This window comes from uncultured Maricaulis sp. (assembly GCF_905480005.1).
Lineage (GTDB): Bacteria > Pseudomonadota > Alphaproteobacteria > Caulobacterales > Maricaulaceae > Maricaulis.
This window is the reverse complement of sequence record NZ_CAJQOO010000075.1, coordinates 1-9,365: the sequence shown is the minus strand read 5'-3', so window position 1 is coordinate 9,365 and position 9,365 is coordinate 1. Positions and strand designations below refer to the sequence as shown.

At 63.3% G+C, this 9,365-nt stretch carries 6 protein-coding genes and 2 pseudogenes; 5 read left to right on the top strand and 3 right to left on the bottom strand.

The annotated features are described in order from the left end of the window. Window positions 1-1,878: ABC-F family ATP-binding cassette domain-containing protein (locus QZ266_RS07820; protein ID WP_295693596.1), on the bottom strand; the 1,878-nt coding region annotated here is incomplete at its 3' end. Window positions 1,879-2,286: 408 nt separating this feature from the next. Here QZ266_RS07820 and ndk point away from each other — a divergent pair. Next, window positions 2,287-2,709, top strand: a complete 423-nt coding sequence (ndk, locus tag QZ266_RS07815; protein WP_295693595.1) for a nucleoside-diphosphate kinase — start codon at window positions 2,287-2,289, stop codon at window positions 2,707-2,709. A gap of 257 nt (window positions 2,710-2,966) precedes the next feature. Continuing rightward, window positions 2,967-3,587, top strand: coding sequence for a LysE family translocator (locus tag QZ266_RS07810; RefSeq protein WP_295693593.1), 621 nt, complete (start codon window positions 2,967-2,969; stop codon window positions 3,585-3,587). Here QZ266_RS07810 and QZ266_RS07805 read toward each other — a convergent pair. Next, window positions 3,584-5,014 (bottom strand): S41 family peptidase, encoded by a 1,431-nt coding sequence (locus QZ266_RS07805; RefSeq protein ID WP_295693590.1) that lies wholly within the window; start codon window positions 5,012-5,014, stop codon window positions 3,584-3,586. The genes QZ266_RS07810 and QZ266_RS07805 overlap by 4 nt on opposite strands. 167 nt (window positions 5,015-5,181) lie before the next feature. Between QZ266_RS07805 and QZ266_RS07800 the strand changes: the two genes are divergently transcribed. From QZ266_RS07800 to QZ266_RS07790, 3 genes and pseudogenes are all read left to right on the top strand, one after another. Next, entirely contained in the window at window positions 5,182-6,408 is a 1,227-nt protein-coding gene (locus QZ266_RS07800; RefSeq protein ID WP_295693587.1) for a winged helix-turn-helix domain-containing protein, read from the top strand. A gap of 71 nt (window positions 6,409-6,479) precedes the next feature. Beyond that, a pseudogene (locus QZ266_RS07795) lies at window positions 6,480-7,475 on the top strand (adenosine deaminase); the annotation flags it as partial. A 133-nt stretch (window positions 7,476-7,608) separates the two neighbouring features. Next, window positions 7,609-9,090 carry a pentapeptide repeat-containing protein gene (locus QZ266_RS07790; protein WP_367178219.1) on the top strand — a complete coding sequence of 494 codons (1,482 nt, stop codon included), beginning with the start codon at window positions 7,609-7,611 and terminating at the stop codon, window positions 9,088-9,090. Between the two features lie 4 nt (window positions 9,091-9,094). On the opposite strand, the pseudogene QZ266_RS07785 reads toward QZ266_RS07790, so the two are convergent. Then, window positions 9,095-9,365: pseudogene (locus tag QZ266_RS07785) on the bottom strand (aminoacyl-tRNA hydrolase); the annotation flags it as partial.

Sequence of the window (9,365 nt, the reverse complement as noted above, 5' to 3'; positions counted from 1 at the left end):
CCCCGCCTGCGCCGCTTCCAGCTTCTCTTCCGCTTCCAGCCAGCTCATTTCGGCCGTGTCCAGCAACTCCACCGCCTTGGCGCGCTTGATCTGGAGGTCGGTCGCGGTCTTGGGGTCTTTCTGGTAGAGGCCGGGCGCGGCGAGGCCCTTGTCGATGACATCGATAATGCCGCGCAGACGATCGGCCTCCCTGTCCCAGCGGGCGATCTCGTCACGCAGCGGTTTGAGGGCCTTGCGCTGATCCGCGGCCGAGCGGCGGGCGACGCTCTTTTCGTCAGTCGCGACGGTCTTCTTTTTCGGACCGTCCTTCGCAGACCGTCCGAGCAGGGACTGGCGATAGGTCTCGATATCCTCGTCATAGGGTTTGACAGTTCCATCGCCGACCACCCAGAGCCGGTCGACACAGCTCTCGATCAGATGCCGGTCGTGCGAGATCAGGACGACGGCGCCTTCATACTCATTGATCGCCTGGATGAGGGCGGCGCGGCTGTCCATGTCGAGATGGTTTGTGGGCTCGTCGAGGATCAGGAGATGCGGGCCTTCAAATGTGATCAGATTGAACAGGAGGCGTGCCTTCTCACCCCCCGACAGCGTGTCGGCGGGCGTTTCCTGACGGTCGCCGGGCAGGCCGAAGGTTGCCAGACGCGAGCGGCGCTGGGCCTCGGTCGCGTCGGGCATCAATTCGATAATGTGCTGATAGGCCGACATGTCCGGTGACAGGCTGTCGATCTGGTGCTGGGCGAAATAGGCGATCTGCATCTTCTTGTGCTTGCGCAGATGCCCTTCGAGCGGGGCCAGCCGGTCACACAGGAGTTTCGCCATTGTCGACTTGCCGGCGCCATTGCGACCGAGAATGCCGATCCGGTCCTCGGTGTCGATATTGAGTGTGACGTCGCGCAGCACCGGCTTGCCCGGCGCATAGCCGGCCTGGAGATTGACCATGCGTACGATGGGCGGCGCCATGCGGCGCTGCGGGCTGGGAAAGTTGAAGGGCGCCACCGGGTCTTCGACCTGGGTCGCCACGATCTGCATCTTCTCCAGCCGTTTCACGCGCGACTGGGCCTGCTTGGCCTTGGACGCCTTGGCCTTGAATCGGTCGACGAAGGATTGCAGGTGCCGCCGCTCGACCTCCTGCTTCTCGACCATTTTCATCTGCAGGCGCTGACGTTCCGCCAGCGCCTTCTCGAAATCATCATAGCCGCCGTCCCAGACGGTCAGCTTGCCCTGTTTGAGATGGGCGATTTTCTGCATCGCGCCATTCAGGAGATCACGGTCGTGCGAGATCACCAGGGCCGCGCCGGGGAAGGTCTTGAGATAGGTCTGCAGCCACATCACGCCTTCCAGGTCGAGATAATTGGTCGGCTCGTCCAGCAGGAGAAGATCGGGTCGCTCGAACAGGGTCGCCGCCAGGGCCACCCGCATGCGCCAGCCGCCGGAGAATTCCCGGCAGGGGCGACGCTGTTCCTCGCCGGTAAAACCAAGCCCGGCCAGGATCGAGCCGGCGCGGGCTTCGGCGGTATGGCTGTCGATATCGGCCAGCCGGGTCTGGATTTCGGCAATGCGATTGGGTTCGGTCGCGGTCTCGGACTCAGCCAGAAGCGCCGCTCGCTCGGTATCGGCGGCCATGACCACGTCGATCAGGCTGTCATCCCCACCCGGCGCTTCCTGGGCGACCGAGCCCACACGCGCGCCTTTCTGGACGCGGGTTTCGCCACCTTCCGAGCCGAGCTCGCCGCGGATCAGACGGAATAGCGTGGATTTACCCGTCCCGTTCCGACCGACCAGACCCATCTTGGTCTTGGCCGGCAGGAAGAGGGTCGCCTGGTCAAAGAGCATCCGCCCTTCAATGCGATAGGTGAGGTCGTTGATGTGCAACATGGTGCATGGCGGTTAGCGCGGGTTTTCCCCCGGTGCAACAGATTCGCGCTGAGCCCGATGGAAGGCGGGTGCGTTGGCAGACAGGGAGGTGTCGACGGGACGCGCCCGGCGCGCACCCATCCATGAACCGCTTGCCGGGATGTCGCCGCATCCGCTTCTTCAGGTCAAGGGCCGCAGGGCGGCCGCTTCGCGGTTTCAACCTTGAGCTGATGAAGCGGATCCGGCCTGATGGCTGACAAGCGATTTATGGATCACTCCGCGACGGGTCGCGCTGCGTGCAGGGGCCTTTGAGACCCTGACCGACAGCATGGGTTTCCAATCTTGACAGCGCCCGCTATAAGCCGCGCGAATCCACAGACCGGGTGAGCGCCCGGCCAATCACAGTTTCCAGTCTCGAGGACTTCTCCCATGGCGACCCAACGCACCTTCTCCATCATCAAGCCCGACGCCACTGCCCGCAACCTGACCGGCGCCATCAATGCCAAGATCGAGGAAGCCGGCCTGCGCATCATCGCCCAGAAGCGCATCCGTCTGTCGCGCGAGCAGGCTGAAGGTTTCTACGGTGTCCATAAGGAGCGTCCCTTCTTCAACGACCTTGTCACCTTCATGATTTCCGGCCCGGTCGTCGTCCAGGTTCTGGAAGGTGATGACGCCATTGCCAAATACCGCACCGTGATGGGCGCAACGAACCCGGAGCAGGCCGATGCCGGCACGATCCGCAAGGAGTTCGCCGAGTCGATCGAAGCCAATTCCGTGCACGGTTCCGATGCTCCGGAAACGGCTGCTCAGGAAATCCCCTTCTTCTTCGCCGATGACGAGATTGTCGGCTAAGGCTCGGGACATAACCTGTTTGAGGGGCCCGGCGGAAACGCCGGGCCCTTTTTACATCGGGAGCGATTTTCAACCGGGAGTGCCAAGAGCGTCGCATGAGGCGCCCGGCGACAGGTGCGCGGGTGACCCGGTAAGCGCCGCCACGTGTGTCGGCGGACCGATACGGGGCAGGGCGGCCCCGGGGTCCCGCAGGAAACGGGTTGTCTGTCGCGGGGGCACTGCCTAACTGACATGCTCGATCAGGCAAGGGTCAATGGATGGATATCGCGCTCTGGTTCAGCCTTGTAGGATTCGTGTGTGCGATGTCCTACACGCCCGGACCCAATAATCTCATGGTGATGTCGTCCAGCGCGCTGTTCGGGGTCCGGCGGACCTTGCCGCACTGGCTGGGTGTCAATCTCGGCTTCAACCTGTTGCTCATTGCGAGCGTCTTCGGGCTGGGTGAGCTTGTTCAGCGCTATCCCGTGGCGCTGCTTGTCGTGAAGCTGGGCGGCGCCCTCTGGCTGGCCTGGATGGCGAGCCAGTTTGTCCGAGCCGCGATCAATCCCTTGCCGGCGGCCCAACGCGCTGAAGGCAAGACGCGAACGCGTCCATTCCGGGTTTATGAGGCGGCACTCTTCCAGATCATCAATCCCAAGGCCTTGATGATGACGATCTCGGCCGCGGGCGCTTATGTCGCCCTGGCCGAGACGGCCCCCGAACGGGCCCTGATCATGGTCGTGACCTTCATCATGTTCGGCTCGCCCGGGGGATTGGCCTGGATGTTTGCCGGCGGGACGCTGAAGCGCTTCATGAGTGATCCGCGCTGGGCGCGCATTCTCAACACGGTGATCGCCGGCACCATCCTGTTGACCCTGTTGATGGTCCTGTTGGGCTAGGTCGCGTCGATATGCGCAATCAGGGCGTTCAGCGTGACATCCTCGCTGCCACGAAGCACCGGAACCGGCAGGATGACATCCGGCGCTAGCGGGTGGGGTTCTTCATCCCCATTGGGACGGATGATGTGGGCCTTTGGGTAGCCGACCCTGAAGCCTGAATTGGGCAGGGTGAAGTGTTCCATGGCGCCATAGGTTGTTGCCATGTCACGGGTCGGTTCGCCACAGATGCAACCAAAGCCGTAGTCCTGGATCAGGGCGGCGGTCGTCACGGCGTTGGAAAAGCTGTTGCGGTTGACCAGAACGTGCACCCGGCCTTCAAAGCGAGGCCCGGGACGCGGGTCGGCATCGGGCATGCGAAAGCTGACAATATCGCCAATCGGGGCCTGCTCGAATAGTTCGGCCATGGTTGCGGACGCCCCGCCTTCACCGGGCGGGTAGGTGTCGAGACGTGCCTGGTTGGAGGCGGTCGTCTGTTCGCTGACACGAATCCGGAAGTCCGACGCGAAGTTGAACGGCCGGTCGGCGAACCAGGCCACGACCGGATTGGACCAGGAGACGTCCCCGCCACCATTGTCGCGCAGGTCGAGGATGAGATCGGTCGTACCGGTCTCGATGGCGCTCAGGAAGATATCGTCAACCCAGTCGGTATAGGCGGCCAGGGCCAGAGGGTCGTAAACCGCCTCGGCGGTCTCGGCCTCGATATTGTAGAAATCGCCTGGTCTGAGATAGGTGATCGTGTCTGAGATCGTGCGGGCTTCGCGCCCCGTCAGGGAAAAGCCGGCATCCCCGGTCTCGCGCTCATACCAGGCGTCCAGCGCCACTGCGGGCACGGTGAGGTCATGTGTCTCGCCTGCGCGCTCCACGGTGATGTCGAACTGGTGGTGCGGTCCAAGACCGAGCCAGACGAAATAGGGATCGCCACCGGCGATCATGGCGTAGGCGAGGTCGATTGTTTCAGCGGAGACATGGCGCGTGATGCGTTCAAGCCAGAGCGGGTTGGTGTCTCCATTGAGGGCGAGGATGCGGTCACCCGGGCGAATGTCGTCAGCCGCTGAAGCGGCGACAATGACTTCGCCATCCTCAATGCGTATTTCCAGCGGGAAGACCGGTCCGCTTTCAGCCTGGTAGGCGGCCCAGCCGGGATTCAGGCCTTCAATGCGCGTGTGGGCATGGCGGGCCAGGGCGGCGAAGGCCTGGAGGTCGGCGTGCAGCTGATCGACCGGAACCGGCGCGTCATAACGGGCCCGAAGCTCACTGAAGCGGGTTTCGAAAACGGTGCGCGGTGTCTGGGCGAACAGGTCCGCTTCAGCTTCGGCAAGGCCGGCATAAAGGGTTTGCAAATCCTCTCGGGCGTCGTCCGGGCTGAGGGCGGTCGAGACCTCCTCGAGCGACAGGGCCGCGAGGGCGGCGATAATAGTGGAGATCATGGGCTTCTTCCTGACCGGTTGGCGGTGGTGATCGGTCCCGGTGCGGGGCCTGCCCCGGAGACGGCTTTACCCAAGGCGCGGGTCGTGTAGGAAGGCCATGACCGGAAGCTCCTCATTGTCTGACCTTTTTATTTCGGGTGAGATGGGAGCGATTTGAGGGGATGGGCATGGCGCCGAAACATTGGCAGATCGGTGACTGGTGCGCGAATCCGAACGCCAACCAGATTGACGGTCCGAACGGGTCGGTCGAGCTGGAGCCGAAGGTGATGGATTTGCTCATCCTGCTGGCCCGTCAGCCCGGTGAGGTCCTGTCCAAGCCGGAGATCGCAGAAGCATTGTGGGGCAATGTCCATGTCAATGACGACGCGCTGACCCGCACCGTGTTCAAGCTTCGCAAGGCGCTCGGTGACAAGGCCAGGGAAGCGCTCTACCTGCAGACCGTGCCCAAGCGGGGCTATCGGCTGATTGCCGATGTCACACCGCCGGCCGTGGTCAGGCCTGCCTCACTGGAAGGCAAGCCGCTGCCGATACGCGGCCTGATCGCCCTTGGCCTGATCGTGGTGAGTGCGCTGGTGGTTCTGGGGGTACTCGTCGGTGGCGGTGCGGATGACGCGCCTGCCATGCAGGCTGAGCGGATCGACAGCCGCATGGCGCGCGCTGACGGGTTCTATTTCCGTTTTACCCGGGCGGACAATGAAGCGGCCTTGCGGCTCTATGAGTCCGTGCTCGAGAGCGAGCCGGATCGCGCCGATGCCCTCGCCGGGCTCGCCAATGCCCTGACCCAGCGTGTCATCCGCTATACCGGCCCGGATGCGCAGGAGCGCGCGCGGCCCGGTGTGGCGGCTGCACTTGCGGCGGGTTGGCTGGCAACGCCGGAAGCGGAAGCCGCGTCTGCCCGGGCGGTCGCCTTCGCCCGTCAGGCCACCGAGCGTGATCCGGGCCATGCGCGCGCCTGGCGGGCGCTGGGGCTGGCCTTGTCAGCGCATCGCGAGTTCGAACCGGCGCGTCTGGCGTATGAGCGGGCGCTGGTGATCGAGCCGGATGATTGGGGCGCGCTGATCAATCTGTCGGAAATCAGCCAGCTGTCCGGCCAATCTGAGCATGTGATGCCCTATATGGAGCGCGCCTGGGAGGCGATGCAGCGGCGGTATGATCGCGACGCGGTTGAAATCGGCCCCTGGCAGAGCGCCGTCGGTATCCGCATTGCCGAATCCCACACTGATGCCGGAAGCCTGGCCCAGGCCGAAACCTGGTATCGCCGTGTCCTCGCGCTGGACCCGCTCAATCCGGCGGCCATCCATGGTCTCGCCGCCTTGCTGCGCGCCGCTGGGGATATCGATGCCGCCCGGGCCCTGTGCCAGGACCTGGCCGCCGGTACGGATGAGACCTGCTGAGCAGGGGCTCGTGCTTGCGCCGACCGGCGAGCTGACAGACCATGCGCCACCCCAAGCGCCGGAGAGCTGCCATGACCGATCTCGCCCGTCTCGTCCAAGCCCTGCCCAAGGCCGAGCTTCACCTCCACCTGGAAGGCTCCCTCGAGCCCGAGCTCATGTTCGAGCTGGCCCGTCGCAACGGGATCGCGATTCCCTATGATTCGGTCGAGGCGATCCGGGCCGCCTATGATTTCTCCAATCTGCAGGACTTTCTCGATATCTATTATGTCGGCATGAATGTCCTTGTGACCGAGGCCGATTTCTTTGATCTGACCTGGGCTTACCTGTCGCGGGTGCATGACGAGAATGTCCGGCATGTGGAAGTCTTCTTCGACCCCCAGGGGCATACGGATCGCGGTATCCCCTTCGAAACCGTGCTGAACGGCATTTCCCGGGCGCTCGACAAGGCGGAGGCCGATTGGGGCCTGACCTCCCGCTTGATCCTCTGCTTCCTGCGTCATCTGAGCGAAGAGGCGGCGATCGAAACGCTGGAGATGGCGAAGCCGCATCTCGATCGCATTCATGGTGTCGGGCTGGACAGTTCCGAGCTGGGAAATCCGCCGTCCAAATTCCAGCGCGTCTTCGAAGCCGCTGGCGCGCTGGGGCTGAAGCGTGTGGCCCATGCCGGCGAGGAGGGCCCGCCCGCCTATGTCCATGAGGCCTTGGACCTCCTGAAAGTCGATCGCATCGATCACGGCAATCGCGCCCTGGAAGACGGCACGCTGGTCGCCCGTCTCGGACGCGAGCAGATGACGCTGACGGTTTGTCCGCTGTCAAATCTGCGCCTGTGCGGCATCAAGCGGCTGGAGGATCACCCCCTCAAGCGCATGCTCGCGCTGGGCCTGCGAGCCACGGTCAATTCCGACGACCCGGCTTATTTCGGCGGCTATGTGAATGACAACTACATCCGAACCGCCGCCGCCATCGACCTGAACGCCGACGAGATCATCGAACTGGCGAAGAATTCCTTCCGCGGCGCTTTCCTGCCAGCCGAGGAGATCGAGCGCCATCTGGCCGAGATTGATGCGGTGGTGGAAGGCGTCAGCTGGCGTGCAAGATGGGCAGTCGCCCGCCGGTGTGCGCGATATCCATTTGGAATTAGAGGCATACGACCTGCCCCCAACCTGTATACTGCCCGCAAACCAGTTTTAGGGGCGGAACATGCGGGCATTGATTTCGATTTCGATCATGGGATTTGCGTTGCTGGCATCGACCGCAGCGGTCGAGGCGCAGGCCAATCAGGAGCGGGTGATCCCCGACCATATTCTCATCCGGGTCATGCCGCGAGATCTGGTGGGGGTCGATTTGAGCGGCGCCGCGCTGGCAGATGTCAGCTTCGAGCGGGTTACGATGTCCGGCGCGAACATGTCCGGCGCAAATCTCACCCGATCCCGGTTTCCGGATGCCAATCTGGACCGCGCGGATTTCTCCAATGCCGATCTGACCGAGGCTGACCTCTCCACGGGAACATTTGTAGGCGCAAATTTTCGAGGTGCTTTGCTGCGTAACACCTCCCTGACCAGGGCCAATCTCACCGACGCGGATCTGACAGGCGCCCGGGAATTGGGCTATGAGATCAACCAGGCTCGCCTTTGCAATACTCGTCTGAGCCAAACAGTGGTCCTCAATCGCGATTGTGGGGAGCTCGGAGTCCGCGCCGAGACGCCCCATTTCGTTGATCGCAACGCGCAGCAGCGTCTCCTGCAAAACCGGGTCTGTGTCGGCTGCGACCTTCGTTTTGCCCAGGCCGCCAACGCTTCGCTGATTGGCGCCGATATCTCCCGCGCCCTGCTGACCGATGCCAATCTGTCCGGCGCTAACCTGTCTGGGGCCAACCTTGACGACGCCGAGCTTACCCGCACCAATTTTGCGCGTGCCAATCTGTCGAACGTGAATTTCTCCGGCCGGCCGTTGCCGCGCAATGTGATATTCACCGGCACCATTCTTCGTGGCGCCAATCTCTCTGGCCAAGACCTCACGGGGCTCGACTTTCAGGGCGCTGACCTGTCCCGCGCCATTGTCGAGGCGGCCGTAATTGACCGCACGACATTGCTCAGGGATGCCCGCCTGACTGGCCTGGACTTGAGCCATGCCTCCTTGAGTCAGGCGATTTTTCCGGGAAATGACTTTCGCACCATCAACCTGACCGGGGTGCAGATTTACGGGATGGTCCTGACCGGTGCCAATTTCACCTCTGTCGAGTTGTCGAATGCCCGGATTATTGAGAGCAACATGCAACGGGCCATCCTTGCCGGTGCCAATCTGTCCTACGCCGACCTTACCGGGATCGACCTTGCTGGCGCCGATCTGACCGGTGCCGACTTGAACGGAGCCAATTTGATCGGCGCCGATCTGACAGGCGCCAATCTGACTCGCGCCAATCTGACAGGGGCCATCCTGTTCGGAACCGATCTGACGCGCGCGAACCTGGCCAATGCCCGGTTGAACTCGGCTCAACTGGTCGGCGCCCAGCTCAGCGGCGTCCGGCTCGACTCGGCGGACCTGACTGATGCCAATCTTTTCGGCGCGCAGAACGCGGCCAGCATCCCGGTCTCCGGCTCCATGACCTTCTGCCGCACCAGGATGGCCGACGGGAGCGACCGTAGCTCCAGCTGTGGAGCTGCGGCTCCGTCGCCGAAATAGCCGTCTAGTCTTCCGCCCCCGGCTTGCGCCGTCTCGACTTGGTTTGTGATTTCTGGGCCTTGGCCGCTTTCACGCGTTTGATCGAAGCCAATGACGGGCGCGCCTTCTTGCGCGGTTTCGGGGCGACAAGCGCCTGTTCGATCAGCTTGCGAAGCCTGTTCCGGGCCTCGGCCCGGTTGCGCTCGCGTTCGCGATGGCTGTCGGCTTTCAGCACCAGGCTGCCATCCTTGGTCATGCGTGAGCCGGCAAGGCGCACCAGGCGCCGTTTCGCGGCG

What these genes read in the sequence shown, in the direction of transcription:
- ndk (WP_295693595.1), top strand. Translation starts at nt 2,287, where the DNA reads ATGGCGACCCAACGCACCTTCTCCATCATCAAGCCCGACGCCACTGCC.
- QZ266_RS07810 (WP_295693593.1), top strand. Translation starts at nt 2,967, where the DNA reads ATGGATATCGCGCTCTGGTTCAGCCTTGTAGGATTCGTGTGTGCGATG.
- QZ266_RS07805 (WP_295693590.1), bottom strand. Translation starts at nt 5,014, where the DNA reads ATGATCTCCACTATTATCGCCGCCCTCGCGGCCCTGTCGCTCGAGGAG.
- QZ266_RS07800 (WP_295693587.1), top strand. Translation starts at nt 5,182, where the DNA reads ATGGCGCCGAAACATTGGCAGATCGGTGACTGGTGCGCGAATCCGAAC.
- QZ266_RS07790 (WP_367178219.1), top strand. Translation starts at nt 7,609, where the DNA reads ATGCGGGCATTGATTTCGATTTCGATCATGGGATTTGCGTTGCTGGCA.